This is a genomic window from Bradyrhizobium algeriense (genome assembly GCF_003062295.1).
Taxonomy (GTDB): Bacteria; Pseudomonadota; Alphaproteobacteria; order Rhizobiales; family Xanthobacteraceae; genus Bradyrhizobium; species Bradyrhizobium algeriense.
In genome coordinates, this window is the sequence record NZ_PYCN01000003.1 from 531217 (window position 1) to 555080 (window position 23864).

Below are 23864 nucleotides of genomic sequence, written 5' to 3' on the forward strand. Positions count from 1 at the left end.
AAGAACCGTCGACGGACGACCGCAAACTCATCGTTCTATTTCCTCACTGGCGAGGGGCCGCTCAGTGCCTTGTTCGCCATGTTCGTTTGATTTGTCTTCTACTGACTATTGAGATCGATTCCGACAATTTAGTCCCGCACCGGCGCAGCTCAATCGACCATCGTAGTTACTCCTCACGCTACCCATTTATAGGCAATTTCCACCCAGTGGTCCGAATGCTACTGACTTCTTAGAAGTCGGAGTGATTGGCCGGGTGGCAGAGTGCTATGACTTATGCGTCCTTTTCCAATTTGCCGGCCTCCACCAAGCCTCCGGCACGTTCCATCGATGCCGGAAGAGCGATCCCAGCAGGCGTCGGAAGGCGCCGATTGGCTGCCCTATTAGTATTGGTAGCAAGTACCGAATTCCTACTGGTAGCCTTGGCGGCATATTCCGCAGCCGTCCTCTATCATCTGATCCTGCAGGACACGCCGGATGCCTCCAAGTACATCCCGGAATCCCTTCTGATTTCCACATTGCAGTTGCTCGCTTCCCTGGGGCTCCGGCAATATTCCCGGATCCAGACAAAGCCCCGGCACGTGTTCCTATGGAGCGGCGCCAGCAGCGTCTTCTTCGTATTCTCCTTCTTCATCTCGGCGATATTCGTTCTGAAGGTTTCGGAAGGCTACTCGCGCGCTACTGTCATAGCTCAAGCTGTGAGCGTCCTCCTTACGGTGGTCTGCACACGGGCAATATGGTTCTCATTGCTACAGCCTGCCATTGCATCCGGGCTTATCGACGCCAGACGCGTCATTCTTATAGGAGAGCCGAGCCACTGCCTGAATTTTTCCGCTCGAGCAATTGCCACCGGTATTCGGACCATCCGCTCGTTCGACCTTCCGACGTTTCGCGCCGACTCTTCAGTACCGGCCGCGATCCAAGTGCTCCCTCATGCCCGCCAGCTGGTCGCGGATTGCCGGCCCGCCCGAGCGGATGACATTGTCATTTTGATTTCGGAGTCGGATGTTCCTGCCGCCCTCGCGCTTGCCAGCGCCCTATCAGAGCTGCCGGTTGACGTTCACGTCGTCCCTGTTGGTGCTATCGATCTCATGGCCGTGTCGCGGATCACTCAGTTCGGCAACATGGTGACAATGCGGATCTTCCAATGCCCCCTCAATCCTTTCAACCGAGCAATCAAGCGAGCATTCGATGTTGCCGCTGCAATCGCTGGACTTATTGTGGCCAGCCCCCTTTTCGTCATGGTTGCGCTGGCAATCAAGCTCGATTCTCGTGGGCCGGTGCTATTTCGCCAGGCGCGGCACGGCTATAACAACGAGCCCATTCGCGTGCTGAAATTCAGAACGATGACAGTGATGGAGGATGGCGACAATTTCAAACCTGTCACCAGACACGATCCACGTGTGACTCGTCTGGGACACCTCCTGCGCCAGAGCAATATCGATGAGCTTCCGCAGTTATACAACGTCCTGGTCGGCGACATGTCGCTCGTCGGGCCCCGTCCGCACGCGACCTCGCAAAACGAGGCGTTCGCTGAGTTGATTTCGTTGTTTTCCCGTCGCCACAACGTCAAGCCTGGCATTACCGGTTGGGCCCAAGTCAACGGCTACCGTGGCGACACCGATACCCTCGAGAAGATGCAGCGGCGTGTGGAGCACGATCTATACTATATCGACAACTGGTCACTCCTTCTCGATATCAAGATCATGATCATGACCCTCTTTTCCAGAAAGGTGTATTGGAACGCCTATTGACGACTTTCCGTCTGCTGCACACCTTCTACTAATCGACCTTTGATTTAGCTTGGTAGCCGCTGCGGAATCGTCCAAGAACGCCTATGATAATTTTCGCCACGTGCTGCGTAAGCCGAAAGCCACGCGACTTGCCGCAGTGTGTTTGAGCATCCACTATCAGGCTGGTAGGAAAATGTTGCAGAACAACAGGACCGATAATTGGATAGATCGCGACGATAGGCCGCCTGAATTTCGTCCAGGGCCGGTCGTGTCGCCGGCAGACGTCTTGGCCGTGCTGGCATTCATACGACGACATGTACCGATCATATCGCTGACAGGTTTCGCGGTGCTTGGCGTTGCTACACTTTACCTCTTCACCGCGGTACCGACGTTCACCGCCAAGGCGCTACTGATCGTAAACTCGAAAGGGAGCCTTGGGGACGCTGCGGCGGTGTCAACGGTCGTGGAAAGCCAGATCGGAATCATGAAGTCTGAGAGCATCGCCAGCGCCGTGATCGAGAAGCTCGGCCTTGCTCAAGACCCGGAATTTGCGACCGGCCAAGGTAGCGGCATGATATCCCGGCTGCTCGGCTGGAGTAAACCGGAGACGGAAGCTAGCGCTGCGCGCTATGCCGTGGAACGGTTCGAACGCAAGCTTTCGGCCAAGCGTGTCGGCCCTACGTATCTTGTCGAGATTACCTTCGATTCCAGAGATCCGGATCGAGCGGCGCAGATCCTAAACGCCGTTGCAGAAAAATATGTTACCCGTCAAATGGACAAGGCCGGCTTGCAAGACGAGAAATGGGTTAAGGATCGACTGATCGAATTGAGCACTCAAGCATTAGCTGCCCAAAAGGCATTGGAGGATTATAGCAAGAATCGGAAAGAGCCAGCGGATTCAGCTGCTACCATCGATAAATTGGCAGCCGCTGCGGAATCATCAAAAAACGCCTATGATAATTTTCGCCGCGTGCTGCGTAAGACAGAAGCGACGCAACAACAATCCTCGCCGGTGTTTGAGGCGAGTATCGTCGCCGGGGCGTCGCCTCCTTTGAGGGCAAGTTCGCCAAAACCTAGAAACGTGCTTGGAATAGCGATCGGTGGAGGGTTACTTCTTGGCATCGCTATCGCAATGCTGCGCGATCTCTTAGATCGAGGCATCCGCGCGAGCGGGCTGGAACATCGTCTAAGCACAGAGAAGGGCAGGATCGAGCGACCGCTTCCGGACGCGGTTCGACCGGATCATCAATCCGAAGCATCGGCAAAGGCAACGTCAGTACGCCTCACGGGTTCGGGGTGAAGAGTGCCATCTTCACCGACGATCGGCATCCGCCCGGCCGGTCGGTTCGTGCTGAACACGAAGGCGTGCAGGCGCCATAGGGCGGGCGGGATTAGGCGCAATGGCATCCTCAGCCAGGCGAGGACGAGGCGAAGGTTGTCGCGGCGCGTTTGAGGATGCGCAGATACGATTGCCGCAGCTTAAGGCTGTGCTGGCGGCCAGGCTTGAGCCCTCCTTGATCGCCGCATGGACGAGCTTGGCGTCGGTCGGGAACTTCGGATCACGCTTGAGAAGCTCGATGCGCGCTTCTTTCAACTTGGGATCGTAGTAGGCATTGACACTGTCAGCGCCGACCATTTCGCGACCATTAGCCAAAAGCCGTCGAGCAACGTGAAAACCAATGAATCACCAGCACCTTGTCGTTCGGCATCTTATCTCCGGATCAGAGCCGCCACAGTCGAATGACGGCGGGCTTTGCGGCACGAGTATTGACGTCTAGCACGAGGCCCGAGCCATCGCGCAGCAGCCGCTGAAGTCGCGCCATAGCGGTCTTTGTCGGTTCACGCCAGACGCCGATGCCAAAGTATTACTCACGAAGAGCAACGGGGCGAAACGCTGCGCTGCACTGGGGAGCGCCGCCTCCCGTTGCGTCAACGAGCCAACTGGGCTCCAATCAACACAGGCCGAGTCAAAGGCCTGGTCAGCGAGCATCGCGCCGTGTGTGATTCCGCCCAATTGACAATCAATGAGTCCTCGTGATGCGCATCCTGGTGATAACTCATAAACGGCTCGCTAACCTACGCAACGGCCATGATCTTCGCGTATGGCACCTGTGCCGCGAATTAGCGAAGCAGCATGAGCTGTACCTTTTGATGCTTAATCTCAGTTCGCTCGATAGCTGCAATGACGGTCTGGCCGGTTTGGCCGATGTCTTTAAAAAGATCAGCAACGCACCGAATCTTCCTACAACCAGGCCCTCGCTGAAACGGCACTACCGTCGAAATGATTCAAATTACTATTCACTTTCCTACCCGCATCATTTTTCAAAGGTTACCGAAGCCATAGCCGACATCTGTCAACAGAACAGTATCAGCCATATGATTGTCTTTGGCCTTTTCCTTGCGGAATTCGTCAGGCCGTTTTCGAGCAACAAGAAGATACTCTTCGATCTCATGGACAGTGAAGTTCTAACACTGACCAGAGAAATACAGTTTTTTCCACCTTGGCCCCTGCAGCTAAAAACACGTCTAAAGGCGCATCTAATGCGCGCCCGCCTTGCCAAGGCGGAAGCGTGTTTGCCTCATTGGTTCAACCACGTAACAACAATCAATGATGCGGATTCTCATACCGTCTGTAGATTGTCCGGTACTAGTACAAACATTAGCACAATACCGAACGGAGTTTCGACCGACCTTGCGGAGACATTTGACGCAAATGGTCACGTCGCAAAACGGAGGGGGGTGGCTTTTTGGGGAAATCTTTCCTTCAAACCGAACAGCGACGCGGTTCGCTTCTTCTACGAGAATGTCTATCGACCGTACTTGGCACCGGCCGGAATTGAGTGGTGCGTGGTGGGCAGGGATGCGGAACGTTGGCTTGTAGAGGAGGCAAAGCGAGACCATGGTATTCGTCTCACTGGGTTCGTTGACAATATTTGCTCAGTACTGGCTGAATACCCCATCATGGTGAATCCAATGCGAATTGGCAGTGGATTGAAGAATAAAGTGCTTGAGGCGTTCGCCATGGGATTGGCTGTGGTTTCAACCGGACTAGGCGTTGAAGCCGTTAGCATGGCACGCGAAGGCATCGACTACATGCGAGCTGATGAACCCGAGAAGACAGCGTCTGCGATCAAGTTGCTTATCGAAGATGAATGCCTTCGGCTCTCTATGATCGAGAGTGCTCGAAAAGTCGTGTTGGAGCACTACACTTGGAGCAAGGTTGCTGGCGATTTGGATGCACTTTTGTGCTCGTTGTGAACGCCGGACGAGGCGACCGTAACCCGGATGCACATCTACATTGTGCCCGGCAATCCGCAGCAGAATGCCTTCATCGAAAGCTTCAACGGTCGGTTGCGCGATGAGCTGTTGAACGAAACGCTGTTCAGCTCTCCCGTGCATGTCAGCGAGGTTCTGTCGCTCTGGAAACAAGACTACAACACCGTCCGACCGCGGCCGATCTCCCAAGCGGCGCCCAGGCGACCGAGGTCGCCATGAGCAACATTTTTTATCCCGACGGCGTCTCGCCCTACGTGACAACCGTCCATGGCGCAAAACCGACTCAGCTCACCGTAGATGCCAAGCTGTATTAGGGCTACCAACGAACAGCAGCCCGTTCCCAATAAACATGCGGTGAAACGCTCTGCAGTTCGTGGTGCCGCGAACGGGGACTTCAGGCTGCGTCCGAACAGCCCCGCTATTGACCCCCGATTTGAATCAAACCACAGACTGACCTTGTCCCCAAGTTTTATCCAATCCCGAGTTCGCCTGTCGGCTGGGTTCGACCGATTGGGCGGTGGTAGCGACGGGAGCTGGCGCGGAGCCTTCGGCATAGCGCAGCGCCAGATCCCGGCGCGGATGGCAGGTGACGGCGAACTCGGAGGGGGCCTTCCATCTGAGCTGCGAGTGTGGTCGCGTATCGTTGTAGTCGGCACGCCAGCATCCGACCGTGACGCGGGCCTGGGCCAGCGACGTGAACAGCGTCTCGTTCAACAATTGATCCCGCAGCCGACCATTGAAGCTCTCGATGAAGGCGTTCTGCATGGGCTTGCCGGGCGCGATGTAGTGCCAGACGACGCGGCTCTGATCGGCCCGGGTCAGGATGGCGTTGCTGGTGAGTTCGGTGCCGTTGTCGCTGACCACCCTTTTTGGGCTTGCCGCGCTCGATGATCAGCCGGTCTAGTTCCCGCGCCACGCGGATGCCTGAGAGCGAGGTGTCGGCCACCAGAGCCAGACACTCGCGGGTGCAATCGTCGACGACGGTCAGGATGCGGAAGCGTCGGCCCTCGGTGAGCCTGATCGGAGACGAAATCGAGCGACCAGCGGTCGTTCGGTGCCTGCGGCAACGTCATCGGCGCCCGCGTCCCGATCGCCCGCTTGCGGCCGCCACGGCGACGCACCGCGAGCCTCTCTTCCCGGTAGAGCCGGAACAGCTTCTTGTGGTTGACCAGGTATCCCTCCCGCTCGAGCAGCACGCGCAGGCGACGATAGCCGAAGCGGCGGCGCTCCTGGGCGATCGCTTGCATCCGTTGGCGAAGGCCGGCATCGTCCGACCTGGCCGTCCGGTATCTCATGGTCATGCGGCAACAGCCGATGGCTTTACACGCCCGCCGTTCGCTCATCCCGAAGGATTCCCGCAGATGCGCGACAGCTTTCCGCTTGGCCGGGGGCGTCACCATTTCTTTCCCAAGAGATCTTTCAAGGCTGCGTTGTCCAGCATGGCGCCGGCCAAAAGCCGCTTCAGCCGCGTGTTCTCATCCTCCAGCGTCTTCAGCCGCTTGGCTTCCGAGACCTCCATCCCGCCGAACCCGGCCTTCCACTTGTAGATGCTCGCGTCGCTAACGCCGTGCTTGCGGCACAGCTCGGCGACGGAAACGCCGGCCTCGTGCTCCTTCAAAATCCCGATGATCTGCCGAAAAGCGGTTGCGCGTCATGCTCTGGTCCTTGTCTTGGGCCAGAGCGAACTTCAAACTGGATTAGACCCAAGGGGCAAGTTCAAGACGCCTCGAAATTCGATTACGATGGAACGCCGCGGCCCCAGGGCAAAGGCGTCGATATCGGTGCATTCGAGGCGGCAACGACTTGGGGCAGCCAGGTAGCCTCAGACGACGAATTTGAAACGGAGAAACACAGATGCGTACCGTTTTCGATATCGGCATGTACGACGGAGCGGACAGCGCGTACTACTTGCAGTCCGGATATCGGGTAGTCGCGGTGGAGGCCAATCCGGAACTGGCGCAACGCGCCACCGAGAAGTTCGCCGCCGAGATCGCGTCGGGACAAATGATATGCGTCAACGCAGCGATCTCGACGAGTCGCGATCCCGTTGAGCTGGTGCTGAGCGGCGCCGACCCCGGCTCGAGTTCCGTGTTCGGCGACCGCGTGGCGCACAAGCTCCCGATCGGTTCAATCACGGTGCCTAGCATGATAATGCAGGACCTGCTCTCCCGCTATGGTGCGCCGTTCTATGTCAAGGTCGATATCGAAGGGGCGGATCGGATATGCGTGCTCTCCCTCAATTCGGAAAACCGCCCAGAATACCTGTCGTTCGAAGTCGGGGACGACGTCGAAGAACTGGTCGAGCACGCGCGAAAAATCGGCTTCGGCAAATTCAAGATTGTCAGTCAGACGTCGTTCCGCGAGCTCGCCAACCAGGACTGTCTCTACGACCGGATCATACAGCGCTTCGTGCGAGAGCTCGGCTATGCCGACTGCCGCCAAATCAGGCGCGCCGGGCGCTTTTTCGTCTCCGGACACAGTTCCGGACCCGGCCCCTGGGAGAGTGACGGCAAGTGGTACTCTGCAGATAAGAGCCTGTCACGGTGGCGCCGGGCGAAGGCGACTGGCACCTTGTCCGGTTGGTACGACATACACGCCACGCTTCGGTAGCGAAGCGACGCGCGCCGGGCAGCCTCGCGTGCAGATACGCGGTAGTGCGCCGCTTGACTTGGATATCGGCATAGATCACCCGCGCCTGCTCCTCGTTCAGACCGGTATGCGGCCCGAGCTTGGCGTGAGCGACGGCGTATTGAGCGCCCAAAACGCGAGATCAATTTTTCGTACGGCAGCGAGAAGGTAGCGCGCCATCGCGTACCCTGCGCTTACGAACAAAGTTCGCTCAGGGCAAGACCATTATGTTGGGTGCAACGATCGAGAATTAGCGCATTACGGAGTACTTACAATTGGGTAGCCACTCAGCCTCCGGTGAATTTGATCGAGTGCTTTTTATTCTCAACCGTTCTGCTTACACTTGCTCAAATCTCGCCCTCGGCGATGGTCACACAACGAACACGTGAGTTTTTAGGGCTTTGTTTGCTGCCCGAAGGAGCACGGTCAGTTTTGACCTTCTTTGCGGTCGAGCCTCGGGGCGGGCCGACGTCCCTGCCAACTTCGTTTTCATCGGCGCCATCGCCGCTAGCGTCTAGGTCGCTGATTCCATGGCATCAATATCACGTCAAGGCATTGCACTCTCCGCTGCGCGCTATATCGAACAGGCCATCATGCTGTTGACGCCGGTCGTTCTAGTGCGAACGATCGACCCCGCAGCGTTCGGCGAATATCGGCTGTTCTGGCTACTTGTAAATACCGTGGCTCTGTTGTTCGCCTTTGAACTGCCCCGCAGTTTGCTTTTCTTCTTTGTCCGTTTGGATTCAGAGGGACGCCGGCTTTATGTCGGGCAGACGGCGCTGTTCTTGCTTGCCACAACGATGGTTGCGGCGCTCCTCGTCTTTGTCTTTGGTAATGCCCTGCCCTCGGCCATGAGAGACCTGCTGCGCCAGCATGGGTTTTTGATTGCGGTTTTCCTGCTTGCCTCGAATTTGGGCTTGTTACTCGACGTGTTACCCAACGCCGCAGGGCAGATTCGATGGCAGGCACAAGCTATCGCGGCCACATCCGTGCTCAGGGCCGCGCTCATAATTTCCGCAGCAGTAATCTTTCGGCGGCTTGAAGAGGTGCTGGTCGCCACATCGCTTGCTGCCTGCATCCGACTCGGGCTTTTGGGTTATTTCATTGCACGCTATTGCGGTATTCGACTGTTCCCGCTGGACAAGCAGCAATTCCGCACGCAGCTTCGTTATGCTCTTCCATTTGGCGTGGCTGGTTTGCTATGGAACATGCGAAAACAAGCCGAGCAATGGATCGTGGCCACGGTCTTTTCATCAGGGGTGTTCGGAATATTTTCAGTTGCAACTACGCTCCTCATGCCCTTTGAAGTCCTGAGAGGCGTACTGGCGAATTTGCTTTTGCCCAAGATGAGCCATCTTCATTCAGTTGGCCGCCACGAAGAGCTAATGCTGCTGAACAACCAAGGCAATGTGATAATTAGCGCGATTATGTTTCCCGCTATTGCGGCGTTATTCGCCTTTTCTTATGAAGTCATCCAGCTTCTATTTACAAACGAGTACGTCAGCGGCTCGCCGGTACTGCGCATTTATCTGGTTCAGACGTTGATATCGGCTGAAATTACCACCCTGCTGAGCGTGTTCGGACAAGGGTCGGCTAACATGCGTTATGAAGCCTCGATCTTGCCCTTTGCCGTAATAACCAGCTTGGTCGGTGTTTGGTATTGCGGCTTGCCGGGCGCGGCTGTGGGATCGGTACTGGCCACCTTCGTAGTGTATGCGCTCTGCCTTAGACGACTCTCAAAAGTAATGAGCGTTCCGATCGCAAGGGTGCAGGATTGGAAGAATCTTGGAAAAATTTTGAGCGTATCTGCGGCGTGCGCAATCGCGGTACGTTTGTCGGTCGACGTGCTGAACCCGTCGGCGCCAATTGCTGCGACGGTCGGGCCTGCTGCCGTTTTGGCGACTTATGCTGCTATCTTGTTTGTGACAGGGTATTATCGAACACTTGCTGAGATGCGAAGAGAAGGAAATGCATTAGCTAATACATCTCGTCCCGTTGGGGAGTTGGCCTCCTGGATCTCGAGTGACCATGCGCCAACAAAACCTCTTAGCATTGTTTCACGTCGCTGGTAGCCAAGTTCTGGATCGACTGCCCGCACTTCGACCCGAAGTGGCGCTCTTTCGCATTTATGATTTGATCTAAAGGCAAGTCTGGGATTTGCGCATTGCGAGATTTTTGGAGGCCGGCATGATCTTGAATGCAAGGAGTTTTTTGACAGCAGGTCATACGTTTACGCAAAGGCAGGAGGCGGCATTCTTTGCTTCGATTCGCCTGCGCAACGGCACCTTCAAGACCACCGACCACCATCGGCTCGATGATCTCAATTTGCTGGTTATCGGCGAGTGGCAGAAACTCGACCGTAAGCCGCGCGAGATCATGGACGTAGGTGTATCCTCGGGGATTTCCTCGCTCGAATGGGCGGACGCTCTAGCCCGCGCTGGCATCGATGCGAAAATCGTCGCAACTGACCTGTGCATGCACGCGAGCCTCGTGCCCCTATTGCCGGCATATGAGGTTCTTCTCGACCGCGACGGCAAGGTGATTCAGCACATTCTCGGCAATCGTCCGGTACGATGGTCCTTGGATGGGCCGCGGGATTTCTTCAGGGGTACCGGATTCCTGGTCGCCGCGCTCAATGCGTTTGCAAGCACACTGTTGCTGTTGACCAATGGGAGGCGAAGAGGGAAGGATGTACTGCTGGTGAACCCGGATGCGCGCGACAACGCCCGGCTGAGTTTTGCCGAGGACGACATACTGGCGCCGAACCCGGAGCATCTACGCGGTCGGTTCAACGCAATCCGCGTGGCAAATCTGCTTAATCGTGGCTATTTCGACGAGGCGCAGTTACGCCGCGCCGTGGACAATCTCAAGGATCGGCTAATGGGTGCCGGTTCGTTCCTGATTGTGAACCGAACGCACGCAGACGGCAACAATAACGGCACTATCTTCCAGCTTAGCGAGGCGAACAAATTTGAGATCGTGGCCAGGATGCGGGACGGGAGCGAGATTGAGGATATCGTGTTGTCGCCTGACGCGGACGGAGCGCAATTGCGCGCGGCAAGCCAAAACCGGTCGCTCTCAACGCCCAGCCGTCCCAGGTGAGGTACGGGGGCAGCGGATACGGAGTTTATTGCGAGATGATCGCGCCAATCAAAGGATGCTTTCACGCTTCCCTGTTGGAGACGCGCTACGGCTGGCCTGTCGTATTTTGATGTATTGGCTCGCACGCGGGCACCTGCCTAAGAGTCTCCGTCAACTACGCTTTGAAAAGCACTGGACCTTAACGAGTAGCTGACGGCCACGGCGAAAGTTCGTCGGCGCCGCCGTGAGGCCGAGTGACCTTGCCCCCACTTTTATCCAGTTCTCAAGCGGGAGTGCTCCTGGCCGACGTTATCCCCGGTACGAGATACGCGGTGCGATCGCCTCCGACGTTCAGGGCAAGAACCACCATAGGCGGGAATATGTAGCGGGCCTCACCCTGCCGACGGGCGCCGGCGACATCATGCGCGCCTCGCCAGAGGACAACGCACAGCTCCTCTGCGCCACTATCGGCGGCATGGGCTGACAGGCAAGATCCTCGAAGCGACAATTCAGCTCCGCTGGGACGAGACCAGCTGGATTCGCCAGACAATCGTTGTGGCGCGCGATCCCGCGGCGCCCATGGCGGCCTTCGACGCCGGCGACAGTTCAACCTATTCGATCGCGTGGATCGACTGCATTCCCAAGGGCGCTCAGCTTGGCCGCTCGCTCGTGTTCCTTGGCGAACACGCGACTCGGCACGAGCTGCGGGGCCGTTCGGCGGAGAACCACTTCCCTCGCTCGGCGATCCAAAGCTCTCCATTCCGGTTGACTTCCCGGCTTAGCGCTTACCCCATTCCGCGATCTGCTGGTCTGGGCTTCTCCTGTGATCGAGAATGGGTACTCCGAAAGGGTCGAGCCGCGGACCGGTTCAAAATACTATGGTGCTAGGGTGTGAGTTTGGGTGCCATGTTGATATTGCGGTCCCATTAAACTCGGGGTGTCAGGTGCGAATTCTCTCGATAGATTTTTCCATTCCCTATCTACTGAAGGATGATGACCATCCGATCGGCGGCTGGGCCGTCCAACTTTCAATATGGCTTCGCGCGCTTGAAAACGCCGGTCACGACGCCGCTCTCCTTACCTGGAAGGGTGCCTTGGCCCATGTCGGTTCGGGCCAGCAAATCAAGCTTATCGAAACCTATGATCCCGCGCATGGGGTGCGGGTTGCGAAGTACTTCTACTCATATATCCCAAAAATATTGGCAGCCGCCCGCGCCTATCGTCCAGATATTATGATCCAAGGCGTATGTGGGGTTCATACCGCCATCATGGCTTTCGTCGCCGGCCAACTCGGGATTCCGTTCGTTCACCGCGTCGTCAACGACAAGGACGTCGATGAACGATGCAAAATCGGTCTTCGATCTTATGAATGGTTGGCATATTCGTGGGCTCGGAATCGAACAACTGCATTTCTCTGTCAAAATGAGTATCAGCGCGGAAAATTGGCAGCGCTTTTTCCAGGCAAGCCTGTTCACGTCCTTCATAATGCCGTTGTCGTAGCAGAGGACGCGGCCGCTCCTTTGCCCCGCGCAGAACGCAGATATGTCGCCTGGCTTGGCGTCTTCCGCTATGGAAAGAACCTGCCATTGCTTTTTCGGATCGCCCAGGAACTCCCGACCGTCAAATTCCGCGTGGCAGGGATGCCAGACCGAGTTGTTGATCAAGCGACGCTGGACGCCGTGAATGGCCTGCGCCATCTGCCAAACGTGGAACTGATTGGCTATATCCGGCGGGCAGACGTTCAACGATTTCTGTCAGAAGCGACGATGCTTCTCTGCACATCAGATTTCGAGGGCTTTTCGAACGTGTTCCTCGAGGCTTTTGCCGTGGGCACGCCTGTCATGACGCGCCGGCAAGTCGATCCGGACTCGATCGTCGTGCGTCATACCCTTGGCGCATCGGCCGAGGACGAGTTGGCACTTACCAAATCCGTGAAGGCATTCTGGGACATGGACGCGAATGAATACAACGCGCTCACTCGACGATGTCAGACCTATGTTAAGGCCAATCACTCGCCGACGGCAAAAGCTCGCGAGTTGATTGCGGCTTTGACCCCTCTTGTCGCTAAGTCAAAACACCCAGTTTCCTCACGGCGACCTGACTAGATGGCGAGACGATTAAGCGACGGTTAGAGTAGATCAACCAATTTCGATAGGTCGATGAGTGCATCTTTGAGCCATAGCGGCCGAGCGCCTTATCATCTCACGTTGCCGCATTCGGTCGCGCGAGCTGGCACCTTTTTCTTTCTCTTGTTCGTCTTCATGTTGCCCTTCCAGCGAATGACGGACAATTTGTTCGGCATCCAAGGGCTTAAGCCATTTAACTTGTTATCAGCAGTCGTCTTGGCTTATGTGGTGTTCCACACTGCGCCCCTGCACGCGACCGACAAACTCGAACGAACATCCATCAGACTTCTTCTCCTGTACTTCGCCACCTTTGCCATCGCCCTCATTAGATCGATTCCAAACGCGCCCCTTTTGCACAGCCGCTTCCCTGATTCATTTCCAGAATCCTACTTTGACTTTTTACTATCGTGCATTGTGCCGAGCTTTTATCTTCTACCCTTCCTCTTTATCCTTAAGCGCATGTGCTCCTTTCAGGAGCTCGAGAGGATCACGACGGTCATCTGCCTTTCGATACTTTTGCTATCAATTGCTTTCGTCGCTCTCGTCCTGATGAATCCGTCCGTTCTGCTTTCAGGTGAGCGAAGCGGAATGGATGACCTTGTTCCAGCTAACCGGGACGAATGGGCCAAGTTCTGCGTCACGTATTTTGGAGTCCATTACAATACAATTGGAACCATATACATTTGTACTATACCGCTGTTGCTCTATAGAGCTCTTACGCGGAGCGCTTTTTGGATCGTACCGCTCGGTCTAGCGCTCGTGGCAATTCTCCTTCTCCAGTCACGCAGCGCGCTTGTCACAGTAGCAGCTTCGTGTTCCCTATTCTTGATCCTGCGGCGCAGGTTTGTCATTTTGGTCGTCGGTGCTGCGGCGGCTGGCCTCACATCGCTCCTGTGGATCGGACCAACCGTTCAAGCTCTTCTTTCGATCGGGTTTGATAGCGGTTCCGACGTCTCGGCCGATGCCTTGTTCACGGGCCGTGTCGCTTCCGTTTGGGTTCCGCTGCTAAATGAATGGACGACCGATACCGGCCTGTTCCTGTTTGGCGCTGGTCGCTATGGAACGGGGACGAGCTCACTTTGGGAATCAGGAACCCTGATGCCGGTCACCCATGCGCACAATGCAATTATCAACTTCTTTCTTGATTGCGGGGTGATCTTAACCGGTGTGCTTCTCATTTTCCTTATGTTTGGAACAGCTACTGCCTGGCGAGTTGGGCGAAGGCTGAATAGTGACCTGTATTGGGCTCTGTTCGCGTGCATCTTTGGTTGTGGAATTAGCATGGCGACTGAGTGTGACATCCTTCCAACAATTGAAAACATGTACGCATTTCCGATCATTGCGATGATGATCAACCTGGCGCGGTTGCGCGATCTGGATGCCTATCACCGTTGATCCAGTCCGACCAAATTGGTCTGACGTGAACTCCAAGACGATTCAAAGGCCGGGACATCGTTGCGAAGCAAGCGTGATGGTGTTCGATTATATCTGACCTTGCCCCACGCGCTTAGTCCGGCTTGACGTTCGCTCTGGTCCGCGACGAGGGCCAGAGCGATCATGTCAGCGGTGGCACCGGCAGCGGATTGTTGATGCGCGATGCAAACGGCAGCGAGCCCGATGCATCTATTTCGATGTTCGCATACCAAACGGCCAACGGCAGGCCATTTAGGTTATTCCCTCGATACAACGCCAGATTCCACCAGAATGGTGCCCTGGCTTGCGTGCCGACTTGCACGCCGCTCCGATTCCAGAGCTGATTGCCATCGAGCCAAGTCTGCACAAACCCATTGGGAGAATTATCCATTCGGAATGTTGTCCTCACGAAATGCCAACGGCCAGTCGCGCAACTGACATAGGGAGAACTCCAGGTCGTCGGATTGATATGGACCCAGACGCCATAATTCCCGTTACGAGGATAGAGCGCATGGGTCGGTCCGGAATTGACGCCGCCAGTCTGATCGTGAAGATCGGGAAGATCACAGAAGGTGCAGTCGAAGGTCGAGCCAGGCTCTATGAAGAATGCAAACGAGATGTCGCCGGTCACTTGCCACGGAATCAAGAGATGAGCGGTATTGAATTGAATCCGATCGATGCTGGCACCATCGAATGGGGCAGGATCACCTTTATGCACCTCGAAGCGATATAGATTGAGATAATTTGGATCGTTCACCTTGATCAGACAATAGGGATAAGCCCCGGCACGACCCTGCAAGGACCCATTAAGAGCACTAGTCGACGTCGTGACCGGATAAATTAGGTTGTTTCCGCTCCCGGTCGGGAGATGTTTATAGGGCGCGACATTGGTCGGCCCCGTACTTAAGCCAAGACCGCCGATCTTCGGCCTGACATCCATCGCGGTCAGGAAGCTATAGAGTGCCTTGCTGAAATCGAGCTGCTGCTGCGCTGTCAGCTTCGATCCATAATGCACGAAGGCAACCTGACGCGACGTGCAATGACCACGCGCGCTTTTGAGGATCTGAACGGTGCCGACGCTCGCAGCGTGGGTTGCGGTGCCGGTGCCGATCGATGAGCCATCGAGAAAGACCTGAATCTGCGCCGTCGTGTCATTCTGTTGTATCGCCCAATGTCCAACGGTCGAGCCGTAGATGCTGCTGAGGGAAATTCCATCCGAAGTATTGAGGCCCGCTATGATGTTACTAATTACAGAGCCATTGGCCTTGTGACCGATAAACAGTTTCTCGCCGCTGCACTGGAACGGACTAACATCGTCGGCTGTGCACTCATTTAGACAAAAGTGCCCAAATGCGGAATTGCCATCGGTAGCCTTGCCGCTGTTGACCTGGAAGTTGGTCGAGAACCAGCCTGTTGAGCCATCGCCTGCCAGGTAACTGTTGGCATTATAAGCAATGGCACCACTAGCAGTGAGGCGGCCTGTGGCTGTGTCGACCCAGTTGTAGCTGCAAGCACTCTGGGATGGTGCGGCGAAGCAATAGAACAGATCGAGCGTCGCCCAGATGCCGCTCTGCTTGAGTGTAGTAATCAAGATATCGACCTGCTGCAGCCAAGTGCTGCTCGGTGCAGGCGAGATGACAGAAGCGAGCGCATTGGTCTCATCGTTGATGGCGGGCCATGATAGCCCGGCGGCCGTCTGCATGGCGCTCGCCGTTGTGGTGGCCAACAATCCGGTAAGAAGATCGCGCCGTCGCATGTGCCCCCCTCTCAAGGATCTCGCCTGTGCGGAGGAAGGAAGCCTAGCACTTTCTCACGCACCTGATTCCATCGGCGTTGTCTCATCCTGATTGTCGTTGATCTCCTGCTCAGCAAGGAACCACAAATGATTCGTTCGACGCAAGATTTCGGGCGATCAGCGGGATCAGCCCGAGTGCTCAAATTAGGTAATTGAAAGCCTCGCCGGATGCTTACGCAGCAACGAGCGCGAATATCGTCGCGCCGTCGCCGCGACCTGGCGCGGGGCCTGCAAGCTCTCCAGAACGATCCTGAGCTTCTCGTCCTCGGAACAGCGTCGCCGACGATCCGTTTCAACCGCCTCGAGCCGCCCGACTTCGGCGCTGACCTTATCACGTTCTCCAATACCGCGCCTCACCTGACAATGCGGCCTTCAGCGGAAGGGATCAGCCCTAGCAATCGTGATCTCCCAGATTTCGAGAATCCGAAAAATCACAGCCTATCGCTCAACAATATGTCCAGTCGGCGCCATCAAAACCTCCCGCGCAGAAACGTCCGTAAAAAAAATCTCTCTGGTCTTAATTTCAGGAGGTGCGCTTAAGTTGATCCAACCAGGAGCATAGGCTCCAAATTTAAGGTAGGGAGCCAGCAAATTGTCGTAACAGTTCGCGCCGCGCTTCTGAAGAACTGCATTACCGTCTTTTTCCACCTCGATAATTCCATCCTCATCAAGCGACCACTTGGTACGAAAAGTCCAGGTGGTCCACTTTCCACGTTCAAACGGCTGCGACCATGGAATGTCACGACGAGTGTCTCCTTTTGGGTCGAGCCACGTTGGAGCTCGCCCCCAAGCTGTCCGGATAACCCAGCTGTCATTGGCTAAGCTCAATTCTAGCGGAGGCTGGAGCCCCGGCTCACCTTTCCAATTGTCTGGCACGTTGTGCATCTGCGTCACTATGACCTGATTATTATCGGACTGCCAATCAGGTGGCACGAAAATCTTCAATCCATATTCGTACAGCCGGTGAAACTCTGTCGCTTTCAATCGGAACTCGGATCGATGACTCCCCTTAACGAGGGGATCATAGAAGCCTATCGTGAATCTCACGGCGCTCTTGGAATTCCAGTTGGGCGCGTCAACAACTATTGCCGAGCCACTGCAGCAAATTTGTTTTGCCAAGCGGTTCCATTGTGAAAAATCGCGGGTTACGAATTCATCGTGCATGGGGAAGCGCCCCATCATGAAAATGCTTGAAAATAGGAAAACAGCCTCGGCCGCACACGCGAGTAGTAGGCAAAGGACTATGCTTGCGGTCGCGAGCTTGACAATCTTGTGCACGGCATATCTCAAGTTCCGGTGACTCGACGCTCTTTCGCATAATTCAAAACTCGCGCCATGTGTGGACCCTTTGGGATTACCCACATCGGCTTCGTGTTTCTCATGTGCGAACCCGGAGGTTCATCGTCCAAACATCCATGAAGCATCGGAGAGCTCAACTCGGCAAGCAGGTTGGCGACGCCCGAGCACGTCACGGTCTTCGCCAGCCCGGACGCCGTGGAATCTGGTTCGAGCAAAACGATCCCGAAAGCATGGCCTTTGCGCACGAGGCCGTCCTCGAATGAAAGAAGCCGCCAACCGAGGTGGCCTCGTTTCTTGTTTTCGTTCACCATCGATCGGATTCCTTTTGCACCTTGTTTGGCGTATCAGGAATATCGAAGGCAAAAGGGGCGACGGGGGTGCCACATTGTGGCGGGTCATGAAGTCATCGAAAGAATCGTAGTATGCGACCGATGTACCTTTTACCCGCTTCATGGCCCGTACAAGCAAGGTTTCGCTGATCAGCCGAGCGCGTTGATAGCATGTGAAGTTGGATGTCCGCCTTCTGCATAGACGGGCAACGTTACAGGCTCTTCGGGTATGGCACTCTCGGGCTCATCGACAGGGCTCCAATTGTCGGCTTCTAGTACTGTCTGTTGGACCAGTCATCGACCGTCGGCTCGTCGCGGCGGTATTCCCACTTTCCGTCTTTGCGCTGGCGACGCCACGTCTGCGCAAGACCGGTCCAATTCCCGTCGATGGTGCGGCGGGGAAATATCGGATTGCATTTGTGCCAGATCGCTAGATTGAGGACTGAGGAGCCGCCGCGGAAGAGTCTCGTCCACTGCGCCCAAGCTGGGAGATGTCGAATGCCGATTGCTTCGATCGTCGCGAAGGAAATAGCTGACAGCAGCAAGGTGCCAAACGCGAAGCGACCGAAGGCCAGCAGTGTTTCGAGATCGAGCCCCTTCGGCCAGTCCATGTTGCTGAGGAGAAGAGCGTGGATGACATAAGCCGAATAGCAGACGGTGCCGGCAAAGACGAAGGGCTGGGAGGCCCAGCTATCCCAGATTTTCGAGCGCCGAACCGCCAAGATCAGCGTTACGCTGCAGATCGCGAACCCGGTATGGTTTGCTGACGCAAGCACCGACTGCGGCCAGCCGCGCGGGACGGCTTCGAGATATGACCAGGAATAGCCGACAAGCAGTAGTCCGGGGAGAGCCAGCCAGCCGCAGGCCGATCTGATCGTGACGCCGTTGCGGACCGCTCGCATCGCGGCCATTCCGAACAGGAAATCGTCAAGTCGCCCGATGAAATTGTCCTTGAGGGGATTTATGAAAGGATTGGGGTAATCAGGGTGCCGGGTCATCCAGACGTGGTCGCCGACGATGCGATAGACGAAGCAAAATACGACCGCCAGAATGAGAACGCGGGCAAGGCCGAGCCGTCGCTCGGCGAGCAGAAGCCCCGGCAACGAGATTGAAAAGATGATCTCTACGCCAAGCGACCACAGCACCCAAAGCGCCCAGGATGGTTCCCAATATTTAGGAATGAAGTCGTGAATGCCGGTCAGCAGCAGTGCGAAACTCTTGGCGAAGGTGAAGAGGTCGTACTGCTTGAGGTAGCCCAGGAGCAAAATTGTCAGGATGTAGAGAGGCCATAAGCGAAGTGCTCGCTGGAAGTAGAACCGCAGCACTTTTCCCCAGTCATCAGCGATGTTGGGTCGATAGAAAACCATCCCGCTAAGAATGAAGAACAGGCCGACACCGAGATGTCCGTGATTGATTGCTGCCGGAGACAGCAACCGGGACGCATCGAACGGGTATGCCGCAGCGATCTGCCGGTAGAAGAAATGGTGGAACAGCACGGCGAGAATCGCAAAGCCGCGGAAGGCATCGATGTAGGAACTGCGCTCTGATTTTCCTGCCATGAAGAGTCCCGTTGATTAACGGGAACCATAAATCCATTGAGCCGGTCCGCTGCTCGACCTTTCGGGTTACCCAATATTCGCTGTCCGCAATCCACGAGAAAGTCCGCAGCGGAAGGCAGTGCAGGCTATGATGCGGTCGGCCTAAGCAAATCCACGAGCGGCATGCCCGAAAGCAAACCTATCCGGAAGCGACCCGTTCGGATTGCGCGTCCTGAAACTGCCGCGTCGTTGGCGGTATGCATGTCATACAATGCTCCGCCAGGCGCGCGACGCCATCCTAGAACCCGGAGCGTTGTCGGCGTACCTTTTTTCTATTCCTCCAGGGATCAAGACGGAGGGTGACTTTATGCGAGTGATGTTTGTGCTTAACTGTCTTGGAACGGGAGGTGCTGAGCGTCATACATATCAGCTTGCGAATGCGCTGGCGGCCCACGGCGACATCTGCACGATCGTGGGCCTCACAAGCAGCTATTCGGCGGCAGATCTAGGCCAAAAATCTATCAAGCCGGCACATCTCAGCCAAAGCTCTATCAAGCAGGCAAATCTCAGCCAAAGCTCCGTTGAGATGCTTAATGGCAATCGGATTTACGACATTCGCACAGCATTAGGCGTGTCGCGAATGATCCGCACCCACGCCCCCGAAGTAATTGTCGCGGTAGACGAGCGGCCATTGCTGTTCGCGACTATTTCACGGCGATTGGCAGGCTCAAATACTAAACTCGTTTTGATCCTGCATAACCCTGACATTCTAACCGCGAGGGATCGGGTACTCCAACCCATTTACCGCTATGTTGTCGCACGGGCGGACGCAATGATCTACGTTGCCCAGGATCAGCGCAAGCTATGGGAAGATCGAGGATATCTACCTCCGACCTCCACCGTCATTCGGAATGGTGTGGACCTGCGTCGATTCTCAACCCATTCAATCACTGAATGGAGAGACCGGACCCGCTCAATGCTGGGATTGGGACCAGGCGATTATGTAATCGGCTTGTGCGCTCGCTTTTATCCGCAGAAAAATCATCGTCAGTTGATTGACGCCATACGAATACTTCGAAGTCAAGGGCATCCGGCCAAGGCCCTGCTCGTAGGAGGTGGCCCTACGCAAGCAGGTATCGAGCAGTATGCCAGCGAAAGCGGGGTGTCGGAGCACATTGTCTTCGCCGGCTTCCAGCAGGACGTGCGACCTTACACAAGCGCTTTTGACGTTGGCGTTCTGTGTAGTATCTCCGAAGCGGCGTCTCTTGTCGCTTTGGAAATGATGGCAATGGGTCTGCCGGTCATTCTCAGCAACGTCGGCAATGCTGCCGAAATGGTACTTCCTGGGGAGACCGGCTTTCTATTCCCGCCCGGAGATACGATGTCCTTGGTAAACTTTCTCCAGACGCTGAGCGACCCGCTTAAGCGAGAAACCGTTGGACGTGCTGCATCCAAATTTGTGACCGAAAATTTTGCAGCCGGCCCCATGCTCGAGAGTTACAGGGATTTTTTGACTGGGCTTTTGGTGGAAAGCCGTCGATGCGAGATCTAACACGGTCGAACGCAGATCCGCAGATATGCGAGCTGCCTCGAAGGTGCTTATCGGTCTGCTGGCATATGTGATTTCCGGACCCGAACTGACTGTTACGAAGGAAGGGTAATCAGAGACTAAAAATAGTAAGCTACAGGTGGCGTTCCTTTTTTGCCTCGCGCTTGGCTTGATGTACCGTGGCCGCCGACTGTTTCTACCTTCCCGGTACGATCATCATTTATCCCATGACTGGCGCGATCTCACCTTGAGATTGAACATGCCGAGCGTCGGATACTTGGCGCCGACTTCATTGCTTTTTTCTTTGCGCAATCACGGTGGGGCGTCTCTACCATTCGCCGACGGGCTGGTCTCGGCTTCTCGTCGATCGAGAATGGGTAATCCGAATGGGTCCGAGCCACGAACCGGTCCAAGGGACTATGCTTGCCCGGCTTTTTCAAGGATGCGCAAACTCTCCGGCATTTTGTACCGGCAATTACTCAGCCCGCAAACACCTTGAACGGGCGCAGCTGTGCGATACGCAAAGCCCTGAGCCACCGCGGGCAAAGCGTAGTGACATTTGGTTGAGAAGCCTCTCATGGAGGACCGATGAAAATCGCCATTCTGGTTGGAACTCGCCCGGAAATCATCAAAATGGCGCCGGTTATCCGCGAATGCCAGAAGCGAAAACTCGATTACCTCATCATCCATTCGAAGCAACATTACTCCGAGAGACTCGACGGGATCTTTTTCTCGGAACTCGATCTTCCCGCACCGAAGTACAATTTGAATGTCGGCTCCGGCGGTCACGCGAACCAAACGGGCCGCATATTGATCGCGCTTGAGCCGATCCTGATGTCGGAGAAGCCCGATGTATTGCTCGTTCAAGGAGATACGAACACCGTGGTGGCAGGCGCACTCGCGGCGCGCAAACTTCATATCAAGGTCGGGCATATCGAGGCCGGATTGCGCTCGTTTGACCAAACGATGCCGGAAGAAAGCAACCGAATCATCGCCGATCATATTTCGGATTATCTTTTTGCTGTCACCGACTTGCAGGTCGGTTACCTTAAAAAAGAAGGTCTTCCGGATTCGAAAATCTTCAAGGTCGGTAACACGATCGTCGACGCTTTACTTTCTCACCGGGTCCGCGCGGAGAAAACGAGTCAGATTCTTTCTGAACTGAAATTACAAACGAAGGGATATTACCTCCTTACGTCCCACCGGGCCGCGAACGTCGATGATCCGGATGCGCTGAAGGAAATCATCCAACTGATTGCGAAAATCCCCGGCCAAGTGTGCTGGCCGATCCACTATCGCACACAGAAGGTTCTCAAGGAAAACAAGATTGATTTGCCTGGGAATCTGACCTGGACCGACCCAGTCGGCTATTCGGATTTCCTGAATTTGCTTTCGAATTGCACCGCCGTTATTACTGATTCCGGCGGTGTCCAGGAAGAAGCTTGTATCCTCGGCGTACCTTGCGTGACGATTCGCGATAACACGGAACGGCCTGAAACCGTCGACGTCGGCGCGAATGTTTTGGTACACCGAGATGCGGAGGCGATGGTCGCGGCTCTCAATCGCCCGATGACCCCTTGGACGAATCCGTTTGGAGACGGCCACACCGCCGAGAGAATTCTCAACATCGTCATGGACCAACATGTGCAGCCGGTGCCGCAAAAGCAGGATACCGTTTGCGTTGTGGGCCTTGGCTACATGGGACTTCCGACGTCCCTCTTGTTTGCGAACGCGGGCATAAAGGTCGCCGGCTTTGATCTCAGCGAGAAGAAAGTGAATGAGATCAACAGCGGCCACTGCCCGTTCGAAGAAACCGGCATTCCGGAATTGTTGACGGCGGCCTTGAAGACGGGAAACTTCAAAGCTCAAACGAAGCCTGCGGCAGCGGACGTTTTCGTTGTGGCAGTACCGACCCCGCACGAAAATAAGAAATGCGATTTGTCCTTCGTTCTTTCGGCCGTGACCAGCCTGCTTCCCGTTATGAAAGACGGAAATCTCCTTATCATCGAATCGACGATCAAGCCGAAGACCTGTGAAGATATCGTACTTCCAATCCTCCAATCGAAACATTTGAAAGTCGAAGTCGCGCATTGTCCGGAGCGAGCGATTCCCGGCAACACGCTCCATGAGATTGTGCACAATGATCGCATCATCGGTGCCATGTCGCCGGAACCAGCCCAGAGAGCGGCGCGCCTTTATTCGACATTCGCGAAGGGTGCGATTCACCAGACAAACCTCGTGACGGCGGAGTGCGTAAAGCTCATGGAAAATACTTTCCGCGACGTCAATATCGCTCTCGCGAACGAGTTTTCCCTGATTGCCGATAGATTCAGGTTCGACATCTCGGCTGCGATTCAGCTTGCGAACAAACATCCGCGCGTCGACATTTTGCAACCGGGAATAGGCGTCGGGGGCCACTGCATCGCCATCGATCCGTGGTTCTTGACCGAAGACATCGGCGGTGATTTGAATCTTATAAGAACGGCGCGCGAACTGAATGACGAAATGCCGAAGCGCACCGCCGAGCGAATTCAAAACAAGATCGCCTCGTCCGCCAGGAAAATCGGAATTTTGGGAGTGAGTTACAAGCCGGATGTTGACGATGCTCGCGAAACTCCGGCTTTGGAGGTCGCAAGGCTTCTATCGAAAAGATACGAAATCCGCTGCCACGATCCCTTCGTGAAAGATTGGGATCTCGACCTCTTCCCCATCGAAGAAGTCGATGGCTGGGCGGACGTGCTGGTCATTCTTTCGAATCATACGGTCTACGCATCCAGGAAATTCGGATCCCCGCTGCTTTCGTTTGAAAAGTTGATCAACGCCGAGGTGACCCAGGACCGGCGAACCGTGGCAATCCGGGCTAGGAGAAGCCGTATCCGAACTCAATCGCGGCGTATCAATGATGGACGACCTCGTTCAGAGACAGATGTTCAACAAGCTTCATAGGCAATCTGCGCCGCGGCAATGGACAAGATCCTTCCGCCGAAGTCGTGCGGCGGAAAACGGTCGGATTCCGTGTGCTGGTCGCAGAATGGTTTAGAGGCCCTTACCGTGATTTCGTACAGGACATGCTGGTGAGCCGAGCTTCCAGTTTAGCGTC

15 protein-coding genes and 2 pseudogenes are annotated in these 23864 nt (G+C 55.6%); 12 read left to right on the forward strand and 5 right to left on the reverse strand.

The genetic code is table 11. The features are described from left to right. The first annotated feature begins 266 nt into the window (after positions 1 to 266). Complete coding sequence (locus C7G61_RS10140; RefSeq protein ID WP_108513924.1) at positions 267 to 1751, forward strand: undecaprenyl-phosphate glucose phosphotransferase; 1485 nt, start codon at positions 267 to 269, stop codon at positions 1749 to 1751. Between the two features lie 271 nt (positions 1752 to 2022). Then, positions 2023 to 3030: a Wzz/FepE/Etk N-terminal domain-containing protein gene (locus C7G61_RS10145; RefSeq protein WP_244608248.1), complete on the forward strand. Its 1008-nt coding sequence runs from the start codon at positions 2023 to 2025 to the stop codon at positions 3028 to 3030. Positions 3031 to 3042: 12 nt separating this feature from the next. Here C7G61_RS10145 and C7G61_RS47365 read toward each other — a convergent pair whose 3' ends face one another. After that, on the reverse strand, positions 3043 to 3366 hold the full coding sequence (locus C7G61_RS47365; protein WP_190241749.1) for a hypothetical protein: 324 nt from the start codon (positions 3364 to 3366) through the stop codon (positions 3043 to 3045). Positions 3367 to 3767: 401 nt separating this feature from the next. On the opposite strand from C7G61_RS47365, the gene C7G61_RS10155 reads away from it, so the two are divergent. After that, a complete protein-coding gene (locus C7G61_RS10155; protein WP_108513926.1) occupies positions 3768 to 4988 on the forward strand; it encodes a glycosyltransferase in 1221 nt (406 codons plus the stop codon). Between the two features lie 36 nt (positions 4989 to 5024). Further along, a pseudogene (locus C7G61_RS45535) lies at positions 5025 to 5180 on the forward strand (integrase core domain-containing protein); the annotation flags it as partial. A 264-nt stretch (positions 5181 to 5444) separates the two neighbouring features. On the opposite strand, the pseudogene C7G61_RS10165 reads toward C7G61_RS45535, so the two are convergent. Next, positions 5445 to 6636: pseudogene (locus tag C7G61_RS10165) on the reverse strand (IS3 family transposase). On the opposite strand from C7G61_RS10165, the gene C7G61_RS47370 reads away from it, so the two are divergent. From C7G61_RS47370 to C7G61_RS10195, 6 genes are all read left to right on the forward strand, one after another. Then, positions 6613 to 6936: a choice-of-anchor Q domain-containing protein gene (locus C7G61_RS47370; protein ID WP_420836751.1), complete on the forward strand. Its 324-nt coding sequence runs from the start codon at positions 6613 to 6615 to the stop codon at positions 6934 to 6936. The pseudogene C7G61_RS10165 and the gene C7G61_RS47370 sit on opposite strands and share 24 nt — an antisense overlap. Further along, positions 6861 to 7616: an FkbM family methyltransferase gene (locus C7G61_RS10170; RefSeq protein WP_108513927.1), complete on the forward strand. Its 756-nt coding sequence runs from the start codon at positions 6861 to 6863 to the stop codon at positions 7614 to 7616. The genes C7G61_RS47370 and C7G61_RS10170 overlap by 76 nt, the downstream gene beginning before the upstream one ends. 548 nt (positions 7617 to 8164) lie before the next feature. Continuing rightward, positions 8165 to 9706, forward strand: coding sequence for a lipopolysaccharide biosynthesis protein (locus C7G61_RS10175; protein ID WP_108513928.1), 1542 nt, complete (start codon positions 8165 to 8167; stop codon positions 9704 to 9706). Positions 9707 to 9821: 115 nt separating this feature from the next. After that, positions 9822 to 10736: a hypothetical protein gene (locus C7G61_RS10180; RefSeq protein WP_108513929.1), complete on the forward strand. Its 915-nt coding sequence runs from the start codon at positions 9822 to 9824 to the stop codon at positions 10734 to 10736. A gap of 923 nt (positions 10737 to 11659) precedes the next feature. Then, positions 11660 to 12820, forward strand: coding sequence for a glycosyltransferase family 4 protein (locus C7G61_RS10190; RefSeq protein ID WP_190241750.1), 1161 nt, complete (start codon positions 11660 to 11662; stop codon positions 12818 to 12820). Positions 12821 to 12874: 54 nt separating this feature from the next. Then, entirely contained in the window at positions 12875 to 14236 is a 1362-nt protein-coding gene (locus C7G61_RS10195) for an O-antigen ligase family protein (RefSeq protein ID WP_108513932.1), read from the forward strand. Between the two features lie 160 nt (positions 14237 to 14396). Here the strand turns inward: C7G61_RS10195 and C7G61_RS10200 are convergent, their stop codons facing one another. The 3 genes from C7G61_RS10200 to C7G61_RS10220 all read right to left on the reverse strand — a co-directional run bounded on the left by C7G61_RS10200 (position 14397) and on the right by C7G61_RS10220 (position 19236). Then, the gene (locus C7G61_RS10200; protein WP_108513933.1) at positions 14397 to 16010 is read right to left on the reverse strand and encodes a polysaccharide lyase family protein; all 1614 of its coding nucleotides are present in this window, start codon (positions 16008 to 16010) and stop codon (positions 14397 to 14399) included. A gap of 477 nt (positions 16011 to 16487) precedes the next feature. Further along, positions 16488 to 17327, reverse strand: coding sequence for a polysaccharide lyase family 20 protein (locus C7G61_RS10210; protein WP_108513934.1), 840 nt, complete (start codon positions 17325 to 17327; stop codon positions 16488 to 16490). 622 nt (positions 17328 to 17949) lie between these two features. Next, positions 17950 to 19236: an acyltransferase family protein gene (locus C7G61_RS10220; RefSeq protein WP_108513936.1), complete on the reverse strand. Its 1287-nt coding sequence runs from the start codon at positions 19234 to 19236 to the stop codon at positions 17950 to 17952. A 250-nt stretch (positions 19237 to 19486) separates the two neighbouring features. Here C7G61_RS10220 and C7G61_RS10225 point away from each other — a divergent pair, with 250 nt between their 5' ends. Both C7G61_RS10225 and wecB read left to right on the forward strand, forming a co-directional pair. Then, a complete protein-coding gene (locus tag C7G61_RS10225; RefSeq protein WP_108513937.1) occupies positions 19487 to 20767 on the forward strand; it encodes a glycosyltransferase in 1281 nt (426 codons plus the stop codon). 585 nt (positions 20768 to 21352) lie between these two features. Then, entirely contained in the window at positions 21353 to 23710 is a 2358-nt protein-coding gene (gene wecB / locus C7G61_RS10230; RefSeq protein WP_108513938.1) for a non-hydrolyzing UDP-N-acetylglucosamine 2-epimerase, read from the forward strand. Positions 23711 to 23864: the final 154 nt, after the last annotated feature.